Here is a 22163-nt window from a genome sequence, read left to right as displayed (position 1 = left end):
GATGACCCACTGGAGGCGCATCGCTCTCAAATCAGGCCAAGTCGGTCACCGGCATGCGATCGCTTTGGCATCGACGCGCATCTCTTTACGGGTTTGCGCTGCTCGCGACGTTGAACCCCGCATCAAAGGGGGCAACGGGTCGGATCCCATCGCGAGTTCTGAAGTATGCCATCATCATCGACCTCGTCGGTGTGCGCGGGATCCGATTGTCGATTGCTCCTGGGCGTCACCAGGGAGTACTTTTTGTGTACGACGATCGCGTTCTTTCGAGCATCGAGTCCGGCCGACCTTCCCGCCTCCAGGCCCGGCGCCGTCAGGCGCTGCGTCTCGGTACCACCCTCCGCGGCGCAGCGGCTGCGCTGCTTCTTGGAAACGTGCCGGCCGTCGCGGCGGCCCCCGCCTGCGGCGTGCTGACCCTCACCGCGATCACCTGCCCGGCGTCGGTCGGCTACCCTGGCGGCATCCAGTACGTCATCGGCAACGAGGCCGCGCCGCAGGATCTCACTGTCCATCTTGCCGGTGGCATCTCGGTCGAAACCGGCGACGATTACGTGAATGGCATCACGGTCGGCAACTTCTCCGGCGGCACCGCCTCCCTGATCGCCGATGGCGCGAGCACGATCGCCACGCACGGTGCTGGCTCGATCGGCGTCGCCGGACACACAAGCACGGGCGACCTGACCATTCACGTCGGTGACATCACGACGCAGGGCTTCGAGGCCAACGGCATCGCCGCAGGCAGCGTTGCGGGTGCGATCGACGTGAAGGGCGGTTCGCTGACGACATCGGGCGCTCACTCGTCGGGAATCCAGAGCGCCGCGGTGCGTGGCTACAGCTCAGACACCGGCGTGTTCGGGGACGACGTGATCGTCGATGCCGGGACCATCGTCACGACGAGTGACAATTCCCACGGCATCGATACCCTTGCGGATGGCAAGACCAACATCACCGTCCAGCAGGTGAGCACCTCCGGCAAGGGCTCCATGGGCATCCATGCTGTCGGCTACGGGGACATCACCATCAATGCGGGTACCGTGAAGACCACGGGTGATCATTCGGCCGGTATCTACGCGACCAACAACGTTCCCGGATTGCCGCGCGGCATCAGCATCAACGCCGACGAGGTGTCGACTGCGGGCTTCGCCTCGACCGCGATCCGCGCCAACGCCTATGTCGGCCCGGTGTCGGTCCATGCCGGCAAGATCACGACTTCGGGCTACGGTTCCGACGGCGTCTATGCATCCAGCTATCTTGGCGATGTCAGCGTCGATGTCGGTTCGCTGACGACTACGGGCGGCGCGGGTCGCGGCATCGTCGCTTACACGGGGGGAACGACCACGATCAACGCGGGCGACGTCGTCACGGAGGGGCAGGGCTATCATCAGCATGCCGACGCGGGCGGTATCAAGGCGGTAGGCGCCGCCGTCGTCGTCAATGCCAACTCGGTCAGCACCAAGGGTGATTACTCGGCTGGCATCTACGCGAACAGCAATTTCGTATGGACGACGGATCAGGCGGATCGGGACATAACCGTCAAGGCTGGCACCGTTTCGACACAAGGCTTCGCATCGGATGGCATTGACGTCATCAACATCGGTCGGGGTGGCAACACCACTATCGAAGTGGGCGATGTAGCCACCAAGGGCGATTTCGCCTTTGGTATTTTCTCATACAACGTCTTTGGCGATACTACGATCAAGGCGGGGAATGTATCCACCGAGGGCTTCTACTCGCGCGGCATCCATGCCGAAGCTCTCCTTGGCAATCTGACGATCACAGGTGACAGCGTCAGCACTAAGGGAGATGAATCCTACGGTATTCTGGCTCTTGCCGGAGGTGCGAGCACATCCTACGGGCAGAAGATTTCGATCGATGTAGGCAGCGTATCCACCGAAGGCACATTATCGCATGGTATCGCCGGAGTAGCGCTCGGCGTCGGGATGAAAACCGAAATTAATGTAAATTCCGTCAAGACCGCGGGTATCGGTGCTCATGGTATTTATGCCTACAGTGCGGGCCGAGACAATTCGATCAAGATCAAGGCGGGATCGGTCGAAACGGTAAATGACTACGCTGATGGCATTCATGCGGTCAACATGGCGGTCGGCGGCGATATCTCGATAGAGGTGGGTCATGTCAAGACCAGCGCTGACAATACGCATGATAGTTTTCATAATGCGGGGGTTTTTGCCTATACTTATGCGGGCGATGTCTCGATCGACGCAGGCAAACTCGACGGCGCTGGCATAGTGGTATCGGCGATACGCGGCGACGTAGCGCTCAATGTGGGTTCAGTTCGTTCCAACGACTACGATGCGGTAGGTATCCTTGTCAGCGGTAAGGACGTTTACATCAAAGTGGAGGATGTCGAACTTGCCAGTGCCAGAGGCCCAGGCATCTTCGCCAGCAGTTCTGGAAACACAAGCGTCATCGCCGGTAATATTTCTACCGCAGGCTATGCTGCTAGCGGCGTGATGGCATTAGGGAGCAGTAATGCCGTCGTAGAGGTGGATCAGGTGAATACATCTGGGAGAGTATCACAGGGTATTCTCGCGGTGGCTGGCGACGATGATGACGGGGATGGACATGACGACAATGGCGACACTATAAAAAGAGTCGATATCACGATCAATAACGGTGTTACTACCAGTGGAAATAAAGCCCGTGGCGTAACCGGGTTTTCCACGGGCACCGTTTCGATCCATAATAACGGTCTTGTCCAAACATCTGGCTATCAATCCTATGGCATACTGGCTGTAGGCACCCAAGGCGTAACCGTCGATGGGAAAGGTTCGGTGCAAACGAACGGTTATCTCAGCGCCGGTGTCGTCGCCGAAGCCTTGGGAGGCGATGTCACGGTCACTCAAAGCAGCATCGTCACTCACGGCGATTACTCTATGGGCATCTACGCTTTTGTTTACGGGAAGGATCGCGCTAATGCTGCAACGACCGGAAATCTCAAGATTGACGTAGCTTCGATCAACACTTCGGGCAGGCTGTCCGAAGGGTTGGTGGTCTCGAATGGTGCGCAAGACGGGAATATCGACGTTAGGGTCGGTTCGATCAAAACCAGCGGTGACGGGTCTGCGGGGCTTCTCGCATTTGGCGTCGACGGCGCGGTGAACATCATGGTGAACGATGTCATCACGACGGGTGCCTCTATTCCGGGGCATCCGATCGACGATTATAATTACGCAGCCGCGAGGCCAACCACCGGTATCTACGCTGTTGGCAAAAGCGTTACCGTCAATGCCGCCGGCACGGTCTCGACCGCAGGTGACGGTGCAGAGGGCATCTATGCCGTCGCCCTTGGCGGCAAAGCTTCGATCCGCGCAAACAATGTCTCCGCGAATGGGGCATTTGCAGCAGCAGTCCATGCCTTCGGCTACGGCGGCGTCGATGTCACGACCAGCGGAATGATCTCCATGTCCGGGGAGCGCAATGCATATGGTGTCCTCGCGGTGGGCAACGGTCCAATCACTGTCCGAAATTCGGGTGCGATCAAGGCCTCTGGCGCGGGATATGCGATGGGCATCTACGCTAGTGGCGGTAGTCTCCCCGGCACAACGATTAGCGTCCACAATGCGGGCAGCATCGAAGTGAGCGGCTTCGCGTCTACGGGCATAAATCTCACGGGCCATGGCCGCGATGATGCTGAGGTCATATCTGCTGGCGCGATCGTCGCATCTGGGGACAAAAGCCATGGCGTGGCTGCCTCGATCGGCACACGTCGCGGTCGGACCACTGGACCCGAGGAAGCCTACGCCGTCTTGCGTCGAGACATGAGCCTGACCCCGGTATCCAAAGCCACTTCCGCAATGGACGAGAGAAAGCCCAACCTGCTTATCGCGGTTGCGGATGTCCATGTCTCAGGTGAGTTCTCGGTAGGAATTGGTGCAGATAATCTGTTCGGGAAACTGGATATTCGTGCCAATCGCGTTGTTGCTGAAGGTGATTCCAGCACGGGCATTGCCGCCGAAGGCTACGATCTTGTCGTGGAGGCACAGTCGGTCGTTTCGGGTGGCCACGGCATTTCGGTCAGAGGTTCCAGCGTTCGGGTCGCGGCTCACGACGTAAGCTCAACGGGGATCGGTGTCGCTTCTGCCAGTACGTATCACAACGAGGTGACCATTACCGGCAAAGTCACGTCCAGCCAATTCAACGCGGTGGAAGTAAACTCTCTTCTGGGTGACAGCGTGCTCAACGTCCTCAGGGGTGGCGAGGTGATTGGCGGCGGGAAGATACACGACTCAGTAGATATGCCTGCAGGTCCCGGCCATTCAGTCTTCATGACCGGCAAGACCGGTGTTACTGTGAACAATGCGGGCACCATCTCGAACAAGGGTGATGGTTACACTATCATCGCTATTCAAGACGCCGCGGTTGATGCCGGATTTTCTATCAATAATAGCGGCACGATAGAGGGTGACCTGTTGTTGACGGGCGAAAAGGACACCTTCGTCAATTCCGGCAAGTTCGTCGCGATGGGTGACAGCGATTTCGGCTTGGGCGATGACGTGTTGACCAACAGCGGCACGCTGGTGGTGCGCAACCTCGCCAACGAAGCGCGGGCGGCTGCTGCGATTTCGGTCACGCTGAAGGGGCTTGAGCGCTTCGAGAACAGCGGCACCATCGACCTGCGCAGCGGCGCTGTGGGGGATACGCTGACGCTTACCGGCAATTACATCGGTTCGGGCAATGCCCTGCTGGCTCTGGACGTGAACAACGGTCTGGCGGACAACCTGGTGATTCAGGGCGCCGCAACCGGCTCGACCGGCATCGTGCTCAACCAGTTGAGCAAGGATGCGACGCTGCTTTCCAAGCCCATCGAACTGGTCAAGGTCGGCGCAGGTAGCTCGTCCACGGCGTTCCACATGGCGCAGACCGAAGTCGGCCTTGTCCACTACACGCTGGCCTACAATGCGGGCAGCTTCGGGCTCACGTCCCGAGCGGGCGCGGGCGTCTATCGTCTGGCCAAGCTGGGCGAGGGCGCGCAGGCGATCTGGGATCAGTCCGCACAGGCGTGGAGCAGCCACATGACCGAACTGCGCGACGTCGAAGGTGCAGACACGCGCGTCTGGGGGCAGGTCTACGGCGGCGTCATGAACCGCGACCAGTCGCAGGCGATCGGCGATACGACCTACAGCCTCGATGATCGCGCAATTCCCCCTCCGTCAGCGCTTCGCGCTGCCACCTCCCCGAGACAAGCTCGGGGAGGGATTCGCAAACCTGTCCGCGTCCTCCCGACGCGCGTATCTACCGGTTTCGCGCCATCCCCCATTGTCACCACCCGTCGCGCGCAGCATAGCCTTGCGCGATGGAATTCTCGCGCTTCCTGCCTCTCCTGATCGGTCTGCTTCTCGGCGCCTGGACGGTCGCCGCTGCATGGGCCGTTCTGGCCGCCCGCTCCCGTCAAGGCCGTGCCGAGGCGCAGTTGCGTTCGGCGCGCCGTCTTGGCCGCATGGTCGAGGAATCGCCCGCGCTGCCGCTGCTGGTGCGCACCGACGGGCGGATCGAGGCCAGCCAGCGCCTTGCGCAGTGGCTCGGGCTGGACGAAGTGCCGCAATATCTCTCCGAACTGGAAGGAAACGGCAAAGGGCTTCCGGCCGAGAAGCTCGCTGAACTGACCGAGGCGGTGCGCCGCTGCCAGAAGACTGCGGCGCCCTTCCGCATGGCGGTGACGCCGCACGGCTCCAGCCGCAGCCTCGCGCTGCGCGGGCATCTGGCTGACCCGCAGGTTTCGCCCGGCGGCGCCGCGCTGGTCTGGGTCTTCGACTTTTCCGACAGCGAGACCGAACTCGTCCGCCTGCGTGACGAGGCAGCGCGCGCGCGGGGTGACTTCCACGCGCTCGTCTCGCTGATCGAGGCTGCGCCGATGCCGATGTGGTTCCGCCGCCCGGATGGCGAACTGCAACTCGTCAACCACGCCTATGTCGCTGCCGTCGGCGCCAAGAGCGCGGACGACGTAGTCGCCAAGGGCACCGAACTGATCGAAGCGGTAGACGGTGTGACGCCGGGGCAGGTCGCGCGGCAGGCGGCGCTGAAAGGCTCCCCGATCGAGCGGATCGTCTCCACCACCATCGATGGCCAGCGCCGCGCCCTGCGGGTCAGCGACCTGCCGCTCGGCGACGATGGTGTCGCGGGCTATGCGGTCGATATCGAGGATCTGGAGGAGATGTCCCGCTCCTTCCGGGCCTTCCGCGAGGCGCAGCGCGCGCTGCTGGACCAGCTTTCGGCGGGCGTCGCGCAGTTCGATGCCAAGCGCCGCCTGTCCTTCGCCAACCAGCCGTTCCAGCGCCTGTTCAAGCTCGACGGCCGCATCCTCGTCGATCCGCCCGCCTTCGAACGCCTGCTGGACACCGCCCGCGACGCCGGTCGCGTACCCGAGGCGCGCGATTTCCCGGCTTGGCGGCGGGAGAAGGCGGCATGGTTCGCCGCAGGCTCCACGCAGGAGGAAAGCTGGTCGCTGGCGGATGGCACGCACCTTCGCATCGTCGCCCAGCCGGTGCCCGATGGCGGGTTGCTGCTGATCGTCGAGGATCGCACCGAGCAGCTGCGCCTTTCCGCCGTGCGCGACACCCTGCTGCGTACCCGCACCGCCACGTTCGACAGCCTGTTCGAATCGGTCGCGGTCTTCGCGCCGGATGGTCGCATGCAGATCTGGAACCGCCGCTTCGCCGCCGACTGGGGGCTGGAGAGCGAGTTCCTCGACACGCACCCGCACGTCGAGGCGCTGCTCAGAAAGATCGCCTCGCGCCTCAAGCGCCCGGTCGAGGCGGAGACGGTCGGCAACGTCGTGCGCGCCGCAACGCTCGACCGCACGCAGACCGGCGGGCGCATCACCCTCGCCGATGGGCGCGTGCTGGAATATGCGGGCGTACCGCTGCCGGACGGTAACGGCCTGCTCGCCGTGCTCGACATCACCGATTCGATGAAGGCCGAGCAGGCGCTGCGCGAGAGCAATTCCGCGCTGATCGAGGCGGACGCGATCAAGACCCGCTTCCTCGCCAACATGAGCAAGGAACTGCGCACGCCGCTGACCTCGATCGGCGGCTTCGCGGAGATGCTGGAGCTTGGCCTCGGCGGCGACCTCAACGATTCGGGCCGCGATTACGTGGGCTCGATCATCAGCGCCTCGCAGCAGTTGGGCGACCACATCGATAGCCTGCTCGACCTGTCGCAGAGCGAGGCGGGTCTGCTCCCCCTCAAGTTCGAGGAGATCGACCCGATGCCTTTCGTCCGCTCGGTGGTCGAGGAGCGCGCGGCGCGGTTGCAGAAGGCCGGGCTGACGCTCGATCTTCAGGCCAAGGGCTTGCTGCGCCCGCTCGTCGCCGACCGGCGACGGCTGGCGCGCGCGGTCGGGCACATCGTCGACAACGCCATCGCCGCGTCGCCGCGGGGGCAGCGCATCCTCGTCCAGCTCGCCCGCCGCAAGGTGGGAGAAGGGGATACCATCCAGATACTCGTGCAGGACAAGGGTGCCGGGATGGACAGCCGCACGCTCGCCCGGGCGCTCGACGGGATGAAGGTCAGCGCCGACGGCAAGGTGGAGAGCCGCGACGGCCTCGGCCTGCCGCTGGCGCGCCAGCTTGTCGAGGCGCACGGCGGCTCGTTGCGGCTTGATTCGGAGCCGGGCAAGGGCACCAGCGCCCTGATCGAACTGCCGTGAGGGTGGAACTGGCCGATCTCGCGGCGATGGACCGCTACGGGCGCGCCATCGCCGATGCCCTGCTGCCGGGCGATGTCGTCGCGCTGACCGGCGGGCTCGGCGCGGGCAAGACCACGCTGGCCCGCGCGATCATCGCGGGGCTGGGGCATGAGGGCGAGGTTCCGTCGCCCAGCTTCGCGATCATCGAGCCTTACGATCCGCCTGCGGTGCGCCTGCCGCTGGTCCACGCCGATTTCTACCGCCTCAACCACCCGGACGAGGCGCAGGAGATCGGTCTGGACGACTATCGCGAAGGCGCGGCGCTCATCGCCGAATGGCCCGACCATGCGGGCGGCTTCGCGCATGAGCCGGGCTGCCTTTCCATCGCGTTGGAAGTTGTAGAGGACGGCAGGATCGCCATTGTCGAGGGTGGGGCGGATTGGCTAGGGCGGTTGCCGGTATGACGCTCGAACACGCGAACTTTCCCGAAGGGCTTGACGCCTTCCTCGCCGCCGCCGGTTGGGGAGGCGCCGCGGTCGAGCCGTTGCCCGGCGACGCCTCGTTCCGCCGCTACTTCCGCATCCGTAGCGCCGATGGCGCGACCGCGATGCTGATGGATGCGCCGCCGCCCAACGAGGATCCTGGTCCGTTCCTGCGCGCCGCGCACTGGCTCGACGACAACGGCATGCGCGCGCCGCGCATCCTCGCGGAGCGACCCGAGCGCGGGCTCGTGCTGCTGGAGGATTTCGGCGAGGCGCGGATGCGCGACTACCTCGACCAGTGGCCGACCGACGAGAGCGCCGTCTATTCCGCCGCGATCGATGCGCTCGTGAAGCTGCACCAGCTTCCGGCTGGGCCATTCCTCGACTACTCGCTGGCCGAGTACTTGCGCGAGACGCGGCTGTTCATCGACTGGTACTGCACCGCGCAGAGCCTCTACGTGGACGCTGCGGGCTACACGGCGGCGTGGGAGCAGGTGCTCTCCGCAATGCTGCCGCGCCAGCGCCCCGGCGTGACGGTGCTGCGCGACTACCATGCCGAGAACATCATGCTGCTCGGCAGTCTGGAAAAGCAGGGGTTGCTGGACTTCCAGGATGCGCTCGTCGGCCACCCGGCCTACGATCTCGTCTCGCTGCTGCAGGATGCGCGGCGCGATGTCTCGCCCGAGCTGGAAGCGCAGATGTTCGATCGTTACGCGCACAAGGCGGGCGTCGACGTCGATACCTTCCTTGCCGACTATGCCCGTCTTGGCGCGCAGCGGAACGCCAAGATCGTCGGCATCTTCGTGCGGCTGTGGCGCCGCGACGGCAAGCCGCGCTACCTCGACCTGATCCCGCGGGTCTGGGCTTTGCTGGAGCGTGATCTTGCGCATCCGGCGCTCGCGCCCGTGGCGGCGTGGTTCGATGCGAACATTCCGGCCGCGCTGCGCGAGGCCAACGGGGGCACTTACCAGAAATGAGCAGCAAGCCGCTCGCCAGCGATACGGCGATGGTCCTCGCGGCAGGCCTCGGCAAGCGGATGCGCCCGCTGACCGCCACGCAGCCCAAGCCGCTGGTGCGCGTCGCGGGCAAGTCGTTGATCGACCACGCGCTCGACAAGCTGGGCGCGGCGGGCGTGACCCGGGCCGTGGTCAATGCGCATTACATGGCCGATGCGCTCGAAGGGCATCTGAACGTGCGCAAGACGGCACCGCAGGTCACGATGTCGGACGAGCGCGAACTGCTGCTGGAAACCGGCGGCGGCATGGTCAAGGCGGCATCGCTGCTGCCCGACCCGTTCTTCTGCCTCAACAGCGACAACATCTGGCTCGACGGGCCGCAGGACGTCTTCGCCGAGCTGTCGCAGGCGTGGGATGAGGAGCGGATGGATGCGCTGCTGCTGATGGTGCCGCACACCCGCGCGCTCAATTATCGCGGAGAAGGGGACTTCCACCTCGATCCTGAGGGGCGCGTGTCGCGCCGTCGCGCTGGCCGGGTTGCGCCGTTCATCTACACCGGCATCCAGCTCGTGTCGCAGCGCCTGCTGCGCGATGCACCGGAAGGGCCGTTCTCCACCAACGTGCTGTGGACGCGCGCGATCGAGGAAGGCCGCCTCTACGGTATCTCCCATCAGGGCCTGTGGTTCGAGGTGGGCGAGCCTGCCGCGATCCGGCCGACCGAGGAATGGCTGACCCGTGCCTGAGCAGGCGCGGTCTGACAGGAACGCTCCCAAGGTCTATTCGATTGCGGCGCACCGTGGTTTCGCCGACGCCCTCGTCGCAGGGCTGATCCCGCGTTACGCGAAGGACGAGATCGCGCTGGCGCGGCTGACACTGCTGTTGCCGAGCCGCCGTACCGTGCGCACCGTGACCGAGGCGTTCGTCCGCCATTCGGGCTCGGGAATGCTGCTGCCGCGCATGGCGGTGGTTGGCGATCTCGATCTGGACGAGACGCTGGGGCCGCTGCTCGATCCGCTGGGGGCTGCGGATATTCCGCCTGCGGCCGATGCGACGCGGCGCTGGCTGCGGCTCGCGCATTATCTGCGCGATGTGGAGGGCGACGCTGCCGGGAAGGGAGCGGCGTTGCTGCGCCGCGCCTTCGAGATCGGGCGCACGATGGATCGCCTGCTCGCCGAGGAGATCGCTCCGATCGACCTCATGTCGGAGCGCGTCATCGGCATCGTCGGTGACCTTGCGGGGCACTGGAGCGACAATACCCGCAGCTTCCTGATGGTGCAGCAGCACTGGATCGCGGAACTGGCCGAGAGCGGAGAGATCGACGCGCCGGACCGCCGCAACCGCCTGTTCGATCATGCCGCCGTGCGCTGGAAGGCGCAGCCGCCGCCGAACCCGGTGATCGCAGCGGGCGTCACCGGCGCCTCGCCGGCGCTGGCGCGACTGCTGCGCGTAGTGAGCGAGATGCCGCAGGGCTACGTCGTGCTGCCCGATCTCGACCTGTCGCTGGCCGACGATGTGTGGGACGAACTCGGCACCGCAGGCGCGCCCGTGCAGTTGGACGATCCGCCGTTCGGGCGCAGCGACGCGGTGACGCATCCGCAGTACCACCTCAAGCTGCTGCTCAACCGCATGGGCGTTTCGCGCAAGGAAGTGATGCCGTGGCATCGCTCCGGCCTGTCCGCCGCTCCGCCCGAGCGCAGTCGCGCGATCTCTAGCCTGTTCCTGCCACCGCGGGCCTCCGCTGCGTGGGTGGACCTTCCGCCCGAGCAGCGCCGCCTTGGCGGTGTGCGCCTGATGGAGACGACGCATCCCGAAGAGGAAGCGCAGGCCATCGCCGTCCTCATCCGCGAGGCGCTGGAGACGCCCGAGCGCCGCGTCGCGCTGATCTCTCCCGACCGGGGACTGGCTGCGCGCGTCGTCGGTCATCTGGAGCGCTGGGGGATCGAGGCGGACGATACCGCCGGTCGCCCGCTGCCGCAGACTGCCGCCGGACGCCTGCTGTTGCTGCTGGCCGAAGTGGTTGCAGAGGCCGCCGCTCCGGTGCCGCTGATCGCGCTGCTGGTCCATCCGCTGACCGGAGCGGGGGAGGGCCGTCCGCGCTGGCTGGAGAATGCCCGCAAGCTGGACCTCGCGCTGCGCGGCCCGCGTCCCGGTGCCGGGCTCGCGTCGCTGAGGGCGAAGGCGGCCGAGGCGAAGCTGGACAAATGGTGGGCCGGGATCGAGGCGATCCTGTCGCCGCTGTTCGCGCTGTCCGATGCGGAGCCGTTCGAACGCCTGCTCGGCCTGCTCGCCGATGCGGCGGAAGCGCTGTGTGGCGAGATGCTGTGGGCGGGCGCGGATGGCCGCGCGCTCAGCGCACTGATCGAGGAACTGCGCGGTGCTGCGGGGGCGGCAGGCACTTTGCTCGACCCGCGCGAGATCCATGCCGTGCTGCGCGACGCGATGGATCGCGTATCGGTACGACCGCCATGGGGCGGGCATCCGCGCGTGTCGGTCTACGGCCTGCTGGAAGCGCGGATGAGCCGGGCCGATCTCATCATCTGCGGCGGTCTGGTTGAGGGCGTCTGGCCCGGCACCGCCGCGCAGGACGCGCTGCTGCCGCCCGCCGTGCTGCGGGCGCTGGGCGTACCGGGTGCGGATTTCCGCATCGGCCTGTCCGCGCATGACCTTGCCGCCGCGCTCGGTGCGCCCGAAGTCGTGCTGAGCTGGGCGCAGCGGGACGAGGGCGGGCCGGTGATCCCTTCGCGCTTCGTGCTGCGCGTGCGCGCCATGCTGGGCGACCAGCTAGAACGCCATGTTGAGGCTGAGGCCGTGCGGCTCGCACGGATGCTCGACGATGCGCCGCAGATCGCACCGCATCCGCGCCCGCAGCCGATGCCTTCGGCCGAGCAGCGGCGCGTCGATGTCTCCGTCACCGGGCTCGACCGGTTGCGCGGCGATCCGTATCAGTTCTACGCCAGTGCCATCCTCGGCCTGCGCAGCATCGACGGCCTCGACGCCGAGCCGAGCGCGGCATGGAAGGGCGAGGTCGCGCACCTCATCATGCAGCGCTGGCACGAAGCGGGGGAGCCGGAGGACGGGCTCCAGTCCATCGCGCAAGGCGTGCTGACCGAACAGAACGCCCACCCGCTGATGCGCGTGCTGTGGTGGCCGCGTCTTTCGGCGGCGCTCGCGACGTTCGAGGGCATGATCCTCGATGCGAAGAAGAACGGCCGCAAGGTCGTCGCGGTAGAGAAGTGGGGCGACATGCGCCACCGCGACATCCGCATCCATGGCCGCGCCGACCGCATCGACCGGCGCGAGGATGGCAGCCTTGCGGTGGTCGACTACAAGACCGGCCAGCCGCCCACCGGCCGCCGCGTCGAGGAAGGCTTCGCGCTGCAACTCGGCCTCATCGCGCTGATCGCGAAGGACGGCGGGTTCGAGGGTATCGAGGGCGTGGCCGACTCCTTCGAATACTGGTCGATGGCCAAGGGCCGGGACGGCGCGATGGGCTACATGTTCGAGCCGGTGCTGGAAGGCCGCAAGAAGTCCGGCATCCCGCGCGAGGACTTCCTGCCCGAGACGCAGCGCTATCTCGATGATGCGCTCGACCGCTGGATCCTCGGCGACCAGCCCTTCACCGCGCGGCTCAATCCGGAACTGGGCAGCTATGCGGATTACGACCAGCTGATGCGGCTCGACGAGTGGATCACCTCGCTCGGCAACAGGCCAGAGGATGCGGCATGAGCGGCCCGGCTACCGTCCATCCGCTGCACGGCAACCAGATGCTTGCGGTCGATCCGCAGGAGACGGTGTGGCTTTCCGCGTCGGCAGGCACGGGCAAGACGCAGGTGCTGTCCTCGCGCGTGCTGCGGCTTTTGCTGCAGCCCGACGTCGATCCCTCGCAGATCCTGTGCCTTACGTTCACCAAGGCCGGGGCGACCGAGATGGCAGCGCGCATCAACGGGACGCTGGCCGAATGGGTGCGGCTGGACGAGTTCGACTTGCGGCAGCGCCTTGCCGCGATCGGTGCGACCGCCAGCGACGACAACCTCGCCCGGGCGCGCACGCTGTTCGCCTCGGTGCTCGACAGTCCGGGCGGGGGGCTCCGGATCGACACGATCCATGCGTTTTCGCAATGGCTGCTGGCGACGTTCCCGCAGGAGGCGGACCTCATCCCCGGCAGTCGCCCGATGGAGGACCGCGAACGCGATCTCCTCGCGCGGCAGGTGCTGGCCGACCTGCTGGTAGATGCGGAGAACGCGCCGTTCGGCGATCCTGCCTTGCTGCGGGCGGTGGAGCAGCTTTCGCTGCGGCATGGCCCCGATGCGGTGATGGGCTTCTTGTTGCGCTGCGCCTCGGCGCGGGAGGCATGGTTCGGTCCGGGCGGCTGGCAGGCTCCCGACATGCGGAGCAATGTGCTGCGGCTGCTGGGACTGCCCTCGGAGGCCGATGGCGACTGGCTCGCCGCGCGCTGTGCGGACGATGCGTTCGATGTGCGCTCGCTGCGGCACTGCATGGCGGTCAATGCCGAATGGGGCACCAAGACCGGGCTCGGCGCGGTCGATGCGATCAGCGAGTGGCTGCTGGGCACCGGCGCGCAGCGGCTGGAGAGCCTTGATGCATTGGCCAAGGTCTTCCTGACCGCCAAGGGCGAGCCCAAGTCCACGACCTCGCAGGACAAGCTCGACCCCGGTTACGCCGATTCCTGCGCGCGGGTGATCGAGCGTATTCTGGAAGTGCGCGCCTTGCGCGGGCTGCTCATGCTGGCCGACCGGCTGGTGCCGGCGCTGCGCCTAGGCCGCGCATTCGCGCTGGCTTGGGATGCGGCGAAGCAGCGGGAAGGGCTGATCGACTTCGACGACCAGATCCGCCGCGCCGCCGACCTCCTCGCCAATCAGGCGCAGGCGGACTGGATCCGCTACAAGCTGGACCGGCGCTTCGACCACATCCTCGTCGACGAGGCGCAGGACACCAACGCCGCGCAGTGGGACATCATCTTCGCGATGGCGGGCGAGTTCTGGGCGGGCCTGTCCAAGTACGAGGGCGGTCGGCCCGAAGAGCTGATGCGCACGCTGTTCGTCGTGGGCGACTACAAGCAGGCGATTTTCCGCTTTCAGGGCACCAGCCCGGAGAACTTCCGCCGCGCCGCCGACCGCGTGCGGCGCGAAATGGACGGGGCGGCTGAGAACGCGGCGATGCTGCGCAGCAATCACTCGGCGCGCGGGCTGCTGGAACTCGGGCTCGACCGTTCGTTCCGCACGGCGCAGACGGTGCTCGATTTCGTCGACCGGGCGATCACCGGTATCGGTCATGCCAGCTTCGGCCTCGACCAGCCGCCGGAGCCGCACGAGGGGCAGGAGCGTCCCGGCTACGTCGCGCTGTGGCATCCGGTGAGTGATGCCGCCGACGCGGACGACGAGGAACTGCCGGACGAGGAAGGCGCGACGCCGGACTGGCTTTCTCGCCCCGACCGCCAGATGGCCGAGCGCATCGCGCTGCAGGTCCGGGACTGGCTGGACGAGCAGGGGCCGGGCTTCACGCTGGTGAAGGGCAAGCCGCGCCGGGCGGAAGCGGGCGACATCATGGTGCTGGTTCGCCAGCGCAAGGAATTGGCGGGGCTGATCGTCGCGCGGCTCCATGCTGCGGGCGTGCCGGTGGCGGGCGTCGACCGCCTGCGTCTTGGCGCGCCGCTGGCGGTGAAGGATCTCGTCGCCGCGCTTCGCTTCGCGGTGCAGCCGCTCGACGACCTGAACCTTGCCGCGCTGCTGGTCTCGCCGCTCGTCGGCTGGAGCCAGGAGCAGTTGCTGGCGCACGGCTATCGCGAAAGGCACACGCGGTTGTGGGAGCATCTGCGTCGCTCGCGCGAGCCCGAGGTCGCAGCGGTGATGGAGCAACTTGGCGAAGTGCTGCGCCGCGCGGATTACGATCCGCCGCAGGACTTGCTGCAATGGCTGCTGGTGGGATCGTGGCAGGGGCGACGGCGGCTGGTTGCGCGGCTGGGCACCGAGGCGAACGATCCGATCGACGAACTGGTCAACGCCGCCAAGGCCTATGCCGTCACCGATACGCCCAGCCTAGCCGGGTTCCTTGCGTGGTTCGACGCGGGCGACGGCGAGTTGAAGCGCGAGGCGGACAATGCTGCGGGGCTGGTGCGGGTGATGACCGTGCACGGCTCCAAGGGCCTGCAGGCGCCGATCGTCATCCTCGCCGATGCGACGAGCAATCCCGACAACGCGCGCGAGCGCGGCTTCGACCTGCCCGATCCGGTCAATCCGGCGCGCGAGATTCCGCTGCCGCCGCTCTCGAAGGACGAGAAGCAGGGTCGCATCGCCGCGCGGATCGAGGAAGGCAAGCTGGGCGACGAGCAGGAGCACTGGCGCCTGCTCTACGTCGCCATGACCCGCGCGGAGGAAGCGCTGTTCGTCGGCGGCGCGCTCACCAATCGCGACAAGGGCGAACCGAGTCCGAAGAGCTGGTACGCCCGCCTGCGCGCTCTGTTCCCCGCCGAAGCGGAACTGGCCGATCCGATCTGGGGCGCGCGGTGCGAGCATGGCACGCCCGCGCCCTCGGTTCCGGTGCGGGCGGCAGCGCCGATGCTCGACTTGCGCGAGCCGCTGCCGCGCTGGCTGGAGCGTGGCCCGCCCGCCGAACCGCGCCCGCCGCGTCCGCTCGCGCCTTCGGCTCTGGGTGAGGAGGATGCGCCCGATCCGCCGTTCCCGCCGGGCGCTGGCCGCGATGCCGCGCGGCGCGGGACGCTGGTTCACAGGCTGCTGGAGCGGTTGCCCGATGTGGCTTCGGCCACGCGCGCGGAGGCCGGGCGCGGCTGGCTTGCGCGCCATGCCGCCGATCTCCCTGAGGCCGACCGCGAGGCGCTGCTGGCGAGTGCGCTGACGGTGCTCGGTAACCCGGAATGGGCGGACCTGTTCGGACCGGACAGCCTTGCCGAAGTGCCGGTTGCCGCAGTCGTCGGCGGGCAGGTGGTTGCGGGCACGATCGATCGACTGGTCATTGAGCCGGGCCGCGTGCGCCTTGTCGACTACAAGAGCGCGCGCCGTCCGCCAGACCGGATCGACGCGGTGCCCCGGGGCGTGCTGCGCCAGATGGGTGCCTACGCCGCCGCGCTGGAGGCGACGTTCCCCGGTCGTGCGGTCGAGGTCGCACTACTCTATACCGCCGTGCCCCGGCTGATCGAGGTGCCCGCCGCCGTGCTGGCACAGCACAAGCCGGACTTGGAACCGCGCGAGTAAAGCTTTCACCGCTCCGGCGTTGCCTTGCCGGGTTTCATCCCTAGATTATCGCCCAAATCCCCTTTCAGGAGTCCGCAGATGTCCACTATCGCCGTTACCGATGCCAGCTTCGAGGCCGACGTCCTCAAGTCCGACAAGCCCGTCCTCGTCGATTTCTGGGCGGACTGGTGCGGCCCGTGCAAGATGATCGCCCCCGCTCTGGAGGAAATCGCCGAGGAACTGGGCGAGCAGGTGGTCATCGCCAAGATGGACATCATGGCCAACACCGACACCCCCGCGCAGATCGGCGTGCAGTCGATTCCGCTGCTGGTGCTGTTCAAGGACGGCCAGCCGGTCGCCAAGAAGCTCGGCGCCGCGCCCAAGAGCGCGCTCAAGGGCTGGATCGAAAGCGAACTCTGATCGCTTCGATTGCTGTTTGAGGAAGGCCCCTGCTGCGAGAGCGGCGGGGGCTTTTCTTTATGCCAGCTTCGCCACCACCGCCGCGAACTCATCCCACAGCGCCGGGCTCGACGCGCCGATGAGGTCGCGGCGTGCGTATTCGTCCACGCGGTAGGCGCTGCCGTCGGGCCGCGCCGCCTTGCCGCCCGCCTCGTTGAGGAACAGGACGCCCGCCGCGTGGTCCCACGGCAGGGTGCGGTTGAACACTGAGATGTCGTTGCTCCCCAGCACCAGGCGCGGATACTGCTCCGCCGCACAGCGGGGGATGTCGACGAGGGTGTAGTGCGGGGCGATGTGCGTCAGCACTTTCTCGCGCGCGCCAGCATCTAGGAACACGGTCGAGATCGCCGCGACCGGGGGCTCGGCGCCGGTGGTGTGCGCGGTGATCCGCTCTCCGTCGATCCACGCGCCGCCGCCGAGGTCGGTGCGGCAGAAGCGACCGGTCAGGCAGTCGAGGATCCAGCCGCCGATGGTCTCGCCCTTGTCCGCCAGCGCGACGAGGACGCCGAAGGGCGGCTTTCCGGCGGCGAAGTTGTTGGTGCCGTCGAGCGGATCGACGATCCAGCACAGGCGGTCCTTCAACTGCTCCATCACCGACGCATCGGCGAAGACGGCTTCCTCGCCCACGACCGCCGCTTCGGGGAGCAGGGCGGAGAGGCGCTCGGTCAGCATCGCCTCGGCCTGCTTGTCGGCGATGGTGACGACGTCGTCAGGGGCCTTGGCGTCGATCTCGCTGGCGGCGAGCTTCTGGTAATGCGGGAGGATCGCGCGATCGCTCGCCTCACGCATGATCGTCTCGACTGCGGCGTGGAGGGCTGGGGTCATCATGTGAGGGGGATCATCACCTGTTCGGCAAAGCCGGGGCGCTTGCAGATGCGCGCGTACCAGTCGGACACGGCGGCGAACTCGGGCTTGTCGAAACGCAGGCTGAACCAGGTGTAGGCGTAGACGCCCATCGGGATGTCGCCGATGCCGAACTGGCTGCCCGACAGCCACGGCTTCTCGCCGAGATACCTGTCCAGCACCGCAAGGTGCTTTGCACAGGCATCGACGCTGCGGGCGATGGCGTCGTGGTCCCACTGGTCCTGCGGCGTGCGGGCGAAGGCAAGGAAGGCCGCGCGCTGCGCATCGGCATAGGCGAACTGCCAGTCCATCCAGCGGTCGGCCAGTGCGCGGTCGATGGGGTCGGAGGGGAACCATGCGCCGCCGCCGTACTCGGCGGCCATGTAGCGCAAGATCGCGTTCGATTCCCACAGCACGACCTTGCCGTCCTCGATGGTCGGGATCAGGCGGTTGGGGTTCTTGCCGAGGTATTCGTCCGTGAAGCCGAACTTCCCGCCGATGTCGTTGCGCTGGTACTTGAGCCCGAGTTCCTCGGCGAACCAGGCCACCTTCTTGACGTTGTGCGAGTTCAGGCGGCCCCAGATCGTGAAGAACGGTTCGGACATGTTCAGCTCCGGTAATCCGCGTTGATCGAGATGTAGCCGTGCGTCAGGTCGCAGGTCCACACGGTCGCCGTGCCTTCACCGAGGCCGAGGTCGACTTCGATGGAAATGTCCTGGCCCTTGAGGTGCGCGGCGACGGGGGCTTCGTCGTAGTCCGCAAGGGGCAGGCCCTGCTTCGCGGCCCAGGTGCCGCCGAAGCCGATGGAGAGCCGGTCGCGGTCGGCGGGCTCGCCCGCCTTGCCCACGGCCATGACCACGCGGCCCCAGTTGGCGTCCTCGCCGGCGATGGCGGTCTTGACCAGCGGCGAGTTGGCGATGGCCATGCCGACCTTGCGGGCGCTCTCGTCCGACACCGCGCCGCTTACCGACACGGCGATGAACTTCTGCGCGCCTTCGCCGTCGCGCACGACGAGGTGGGCAAGCTGGCGGCAGACGTCATGGATCGCGGCGGCAAAGGCGTGGGCGCCGGGGCTGTCGAAGCCGGTGATCGGCGCGTTGCCCGCCCTGCCGGTGGCGAAGGCCAGCACCGTGTCGCTGGTCGAAGTGTCCGAATCGACGGTGATGCAGGAGAACGTGCGCAGGTTCGCGGCGGAGAGGCAGGCCTGCAGGAAAGCGGGCTCCACGGCGGCATCGGTGAAGAGGTAGCCCAGCATCGTCGCCATGTCGGGCGCGATCATGCCCGAGCCCTTGATGATGGCGCTGATCGTGATCTTCGTATCGCCCACCATGGCGGTGGCGGTGGCGCCTTTCGCAAAGGTGTCGGTGGTGGCGATGGTGTTGGCGGCATCTTCCCATGAGCAGGGCTCAGCCGACAGCGCCTTCTCCACGCCCTCGCGCGCCTTGTCCTTGGGCAGCGGCACGCCGATCACGCCGGTCGAGGAGACGAAGACCTGTTCCTTCGGGCAGCCGAGGTTGTCGGCGACCTGCTCCATGATCTGCTCCACCGCCTCGCGACCGCGATAGCCGGTGAAGGCGTTGGAATTGCCCGCGTTCACCACCAGCGCACGCGCCCGGCCGAGCTTGACGTTCTCGCGCCCCAGATCGACTTCGGACGAGCAGCATACGTTCTTCGTGAACACGCCCGCGACCGCCGTGCCTCCGTCCAGCGTGACGAAGGTGAGGTCGCAGCGGCCCCAGTTCTTGTACCCCGCGCGCACGACATGCGGCACGACGCCCGCGATCTCGGGCAGGGCGGGGAAGGGCGAGGCGAGCGGGGAGACGGGGTAGGCCATGGCGCGGTTGCTAGCGCGTGCGTGTGACAGGTCAAGGGACCATGGCGCCCTCGCTTCGTCAGGCGGGCTTCAGACGGGAAGCGGCTCCATCGCGCGCCCGACGCGCTCGCCCCGACCGAAGCCGAAGATGAAGACGAGCGAGGCGGCGACGGCGAACAGTCCTGCGAGCACGAAGGCCGGGGTGTAGCTGCCGACGACCTCGCGGATGACCCCGGCGCCGAACGCGGCGACGGCGGCGCCCATCTGGTGTGCCACCAGCACCCAGCCGAACACGATCGGCGCGTCGCGCTCACCGAAGGAGCGGTTGGCCAGCTTCACCGTCGGCGGCACCGTCGCGATCCAGTCGAGGCCGTAGAACACGGCGAAGATGGTCAGGCTCACTTGCCCGAAGTCGATGAAGGGCAGGGCGACGAGCGAGACGCCGCGCAGGCCGTAATAGACCGCCAGCAGCCGCTTGGGATCGTAGCGGTCGGTCAGCCAGCCCGACGCGGTCGTGCCGATGAGGTCGAAGAAGCCCATGAGCGAGAGCAGCCCGGCAGCCGCCACCGCCGCGATGCCGTGGTCGCCGCAGAACGCGATCATGTGCGTGCCGACAAGGCCGTTGGTGGTGAGACCGCAGACGAAGAAGGTGCCCGCGAGCAGCCAGAACATCGGCGTGCGGCCCGCGCGCAACAGCGCCTCGATCGCCAGCCAGGGCGTCGCGGCCTGCTTCATGGCCGGAGCAGGCGGCGTGTCGTGCGCCTCGCCGAAGCGGCGCACGCCGCGATGTTCGGGGCGCTCGGGCATGAACAGCAGCACGAGCGGGATCAGTGCCGCGCAGCCGAGGCTGACCGCGAGCGCGACCGGCTTCCACGCTCCGCCCTGCGACAGCCAGGCGAGGAAGGGCAGGAACACCAGTGCTCCGGTGGCCGTGCTGGCGCTCAGGAGGCCCATGACGAGGCCCTGCCGCGTCGCGAACCAGCGGTTGACCACTGCCGCGCCCAGCACGGCGGCCACCGCGCCCGAGCCGACGCCGGAGACGACGCCCCAGCTCAGCACGTATTGCCAGGGCGTCGTCATCCACTGGCTGGCGAACGTGGAGGCGGCCATGAGGACCAGACCGCCGAGCATCGTGCGCTTGATGCCGATGCTCATCATCAGCGCGGCGGCGAAAGGGCCGACCAGACCGTAGAGCAGGATGCCGATGGCAGCGGAGAAGGAGATCGTCGCGCGGTCCCAGCCGAAATGGAGTTCCAGCGGCAGCATCATCACGCCCGGCGCGGAGCGCAGCCCGGCAGAGAACAGCAGGGCGAGGAACGTTAGTCCCACGACGAGCATGGCGGGATGATAGCGGCGGCGGGCGGTCGGCATCGGCAGGGTGTCCTTCGGGGGCATGGCGCAAGCCTTAATGCAGACGGGTGCTCGAGCCGAACGAGGATTCTTGGCGCAGGTTGTGAAATCCGTTAACAACCTGCGGGTGTATCGACCTCCATCCATCCAAACCCTGCGCGCGCTTGAAACCGCGGCGCGGTTGCAGAGCTTTTCCCGCGCGGCCGAGGAACTGGGCGTCACGCACGGCGCCATCAGCCACCGCATCCGCGAGATCGAGGAGCGGCTCGGTGCGCGGATGTTCGTCCGGCGGGGCAATGCCATGGAGCCGACGGCAGAGGCGCGGCAGGTGCTGCCGGTGGTGCGGCAGGCGCTCGGGTTGATCGCCAGCATCTTCCCGCCGCCTCCGGCTGCGGGCGAGCAGGTGCTGCGGGTCGGCGTGCTGCCGTCGTTCGCATCGAACTGGCTGGTGCCCCGGCTGGTGGAGTTCCAGACGCTGCACCCCGAGATCGCGATTGCCCTCGATGCTCGGGTGGAGGTCAGCCACGTCGGCAGCGGCGGACTGGATGCGGCGATCCGCTATGGCGCAGGAGCATGGCCGGGACTGGTGTCGGAGCGTCTGGTGGGCGACATGGTGTTTCCGGCCTGCTCGCCCGAGTATCGCTCGCGCATGGGGATCAGGGGCATCGACGATTTTGCCCGATGCCACCTGCTGCGCAACGTCTGGCAGGCGTGGACGCCGTGGTTCCAGAAGGCGGGGCTGGAACTGCCCGAGCCTTCGGGCGGCGCGCCCTACCACGATGCCGGGCTCATGCTGGAAGCGGTGTTCGCGGGGCACGGTATCGCGCTGGTGCGCAAGGTGATCGCCAGCGACGCGCTGGCAAGCGGCAAGCTGGTGCGGCTTTCGGACATCGAGATCCCGTTCGAGGGCGCCTATCACTACGTCGTGGCGAGCGCGACCGACGCCAGCCGAACGTTCGGGGCATGGCTGGCGGAACGCATGGCACGGGAATTTCCGGACTGACCTGTGGGCCGGATACTCCGCTGAACGCAAACGCATGTGGACACATCCCGTCATCGACCTTATCTGACCTGCCGATGGCCCATCGCCTGATCCTGACCCTGCTTGCCCTGCTGACGGGCCTTGCTGCCCAAGTCGGCCCCGCCGATGCGTGCGCGTCGCGGGTATCGGCGGTGCAGGTTCTGGGCGTTCGCGAGGTCGCGGCCAAGGCGCCGCGCGCGCCGGTGGCCCTTGCAAGACTGCCCGAGCCGGGACTGCGCAACACGCGCCTTCATGCGCCGCAGCAGCCTGCCGCCTTCGCGCCGGTCGCCGTGGCGACCGTACTGACCGGCATAGACCGCGCGCGCGAATAAGCGCTTCTCGCGCAACCCTCAGCTTCTTCGCGAGCTTCAAGACGCGCCCGG

The 22163-nt window shown here is 67.0% G+C and carries 14 protein-coding genes; 10 read left to right on the top strand and 4 right to left on the bottom strand.

Going from position 1 to position 22163, the window contains the following annotated elements:
* Positions 1-245 precede the first annotated feature (245 nt).
* The 8 genes from LO787_RS22725 to trxA all read left to right on the top strand — a co-directional run bounded on the left by LO787_RS22725 (position 246) and on the right by trxA (position 16714).
* Positions 246-5348, top strand: a complete 5103-nt coding sequence (locus tag LO787_RS22725; RefSeq protein ID WP_232493248.1) for a pertactin-like passenger domain-containing protein — start codon at positions 246-248, stop codon at positions 5346-5348.
* Positions 5318-7669 carry a PAS domain-containing sensor histidine kinase gene (locus LO787_RS22720; protein WP_232493247.1) on the top strand — a complete coding sequence of 784 codons (2352 nt, stop codon included), beginning with the start codon at positions 5318-5320 and terminating at the stop codon, positions 7667-7669. The genes LO787_RS22725 and LO787_RS22720 overlap by 31 nt, the downstream gene beginning before the upstream one ends.
* The gene (gene tsaE, locus LO787_RS22715) at positions 7666-8112 is read left to right on the top strand and encodes a tRNA (adenosine(37)-N6)-threonylcarbamoyltransferase complex ATPase subunit type 1 TsaE (RefSeq protein ID WP_232493246.1); all 447 of its coding nucleotides are present in this window, start codon (positions 7666-7668) and stop codon (positions 8110-8112) included. The genes LO787_RS22720 and tsaE overlap by 4 nt, the downstream gene beginning before the upstream one ends.
* Complete coding sequence (locus LO787_RS22710) at positions 8109-9107, top strand: aminoglycoside phosphotransferase family protein (protein ID WP_232493245.1); 999 nt, start codon at positions 8109-8111, stop codon at positions 9105-9107. The genes tsaE and LO787_RS22710 overlap by 4 nt, the downstream gene beginning before the upstream one ends.
* The gene (locus LO787_RS22705) at positions 9104-9829 is read left to right on the top strand and encodes a nucleotidyltransferase family protein (RefSeq protein WP_232493244.1); all 726 of its coding nucleotides are present in this window, start codon (positions 9104-9106) and stop codon (positions 9827-9829) included. Before LO787_RS22710 ends, LO787_RS22705 begins: the two co-directional genes overlap by 4 nt.
* A complete protein-coding gene (locus tag LO787_RS22700; RefSeq protein ID WP_232493243.1) occupies positions 9822-12812 on the top strand; it encodes a PD-(D/E)XK nuclease family protein in 2991 nt (996 codons plus the stop codon). Before LO787_RS22705 ends, LO787_RS22700 begins: the two co-directional genes overlap by 8 nt.
* On the top strand, positions 12809-16315 hold the full coding sequence (addA, locus tag LO787_RS22695; RefSeq protein ID WP_232493242.1) for a double-strand break repair helicase AddA: 3507 nt from the start codon (positions 12809-12811) through the stop codon (positions 16313-16315). The genes LO787_RS22700 and addA overlap by 4 nt, the downstream gene beginning before the upstream one ends.
* Before the next feature lie 78 nt (positions 16316-16393).
* Positions 16394-16714: a thioredoxin gene (gene trxA, locus LO787_RS22690; RefSeq protein ID WP_232493241.1), complete on the top strand. Its 321-nt coding sequence runs from the start codon at positions 16394-16396 to the stop codon at positions 16712-16714.
* 57 nt (positions 16715-16771) lie between these two features.
* On the opposite strand, the gene LO787_RS22685 is transcribed toward trxA, so the two are convergent.
* The 4 genes from LO787_RS22685 to LO787_RS22670 form a co-directional block, all read right to left on the bottom strand.
* Positions 16772-17581: an inositol monophosphatase family protein gene (locus LO787_RS22685; protein WP_232493240.1), complete on the bottom strand. Its 810-nt coding sequence runs from the start codon at positions 17579-17581 to the stop codon at positions 16772-16774.
* Positions 17578-18201: a glutathione S-transferase family protein gene (locus tag LO787_RS22680; protein ID WP_232493239.1), complete on the bottom strand. Its 624-nt coding sequence runs from the start codon at positions 18199-18201 to the stop codon at positions 17578-17580. The genes LO787_RS22685 and LO787_RS22680 overlap by 4 nt, the downstream gene beginning before the upstream one ends.
* 2 nt (positions 18202-18203) lie before the next feature.
* Entirely contained in the window at positions 18204-19430 is a 1227-nt protein-coding gene (argJ, locus tag LO787_RS22675; RefSeq protein WP_232493238.1) for a bifunctional glutamate N-acetyltransferase/amino-acid acetyltransferase ArgJ, read from the bottom strand.
* Between the two features lie 69 nt (positions 19431-19499).
* Entirely contained in the window at positions 19500-20804 is a 1305-nt protein-coding gene (locus LO787_RS22670) for an MFS transporter (RefSeq protein WP_232493237.1), read from the bottom strand.
* 136 nt (positions 20805-20940) lie between these two features.
* On the opposite strand from LO787_RS22670, the gene LO787_RS22665 reads away from it, so the two are divergent.
* Positions 20941-21762, top strand: coding sequence for a LysR substrate-binding domain-containing protein (locus LO787_RS22665; protein WP_232493236.1), 822 nt, complete (start codon positions 20941-20943; stop codon positions 21760-21762).
* A 74-nt stretch (positions 21763-21836) separates the two neighbouring features.
* On the top strand, positions 21837-22112 hold the full coding sequence (locus tag LO787_RS22660) for a hypothetical protein (protein ID WP_232493235.1): 276 nt from the start codon (positions 21837-21839) through the stop codon (positions 22110-22112).
* Positions 22113-22163 lie beyond the last annotated feature (51 nt).

Origin of the sequence: Novosphingobium kaempferiae (genome assembly GCF_021227995.1) — a bacterium.
Classification (GTDB): Bacteria; Pseudomonadota; Alphaproteobacteria; order Sphingomonadales; family Sphingomonadaceae; genus Novosphingobium; species Novosphingobium kaempferiae.
The sequence above is the reverse complement of the archived record's forward strand: the minus strand, read 5'-3'. Positions and strand labels throughout refer to the sequence as shown.